Below are 689 nucleotides of genomic sequence, written 5' to 3' on the forward strand. Positions count from 1 at the left end.
TCAGGCGCTTTTAGTGACAGGTTGGGACGGAAAAAGCTACTGATATTTTCAGCTTTTCTGTTTACGCTCTCCGCAATAGGTACTGGTGCTTCAAACAATTTTACTCCATTTATTATTTACCGCATTTTGGGTGGCGTTGGTATTGGGCTGGCATCTAATTTATCGCCCATGTACATTGCAGAAGTATCACCCGCAGCAATGCGCGGAAAGTTTGTTTCGCTGAACCAGCTTACCATTGTAATAGGGATTTTGGGAGCACAAATAGCCAACTGGCAAATAGCTCAACCAGTTCCGGAAGGTGCAACAGCGGCCGACATTTTAGCATCGTGGAATGGGCAAATGGCCTGGCGCTGGATGTTCTGGGCCGAAACTTTGCCGGCAGGAGCATTTTTCTTACTCATGTTTATTGTACCCGAGAGCCCAAGGTGGTTGGCTAAAAATGGTAACGAGAATAAAGTACTGAGTATTCTTGGAAAGATTGGAGGCGAGGAGTACGCCCAAAAAGAATATAAAAGTATTCATGAAAATCTGATACACGACGAAGGCCGAGTAAATCTGAAATTCCTGAATTCTCCGGGTATGCGCAAGATATTGTTGATAGGTATTGTGGTTGCCGCTTTCCAGCAGTGGTGTGGTATCAATGTTATCTTCAATTATGCGCAGGAAGTGTTTGCGGCAGCCGGTTATGG

General features: G+C 45.1%; 1 protein-coding gene. It reads left to right on the top strand.

From position 1 onward, the window contains the following. A partial coding sequence (locus LH29_RS23465) for an MFS transporter (RefSeq protein WP_045033904.1) occupies positions 1 to 689 on the top strand: 689 nt, incomplete at both ends.

The sequence above is a fragment of the Draconibacterium sediminis genome (assembly GCF_000949475.1).
GTDB lineage: Bacteria > Bacteroidota > Bacteroidia > Bacteroidales > Prolixibacteraceae > Draconibacterium > Draconibacterium sediminis.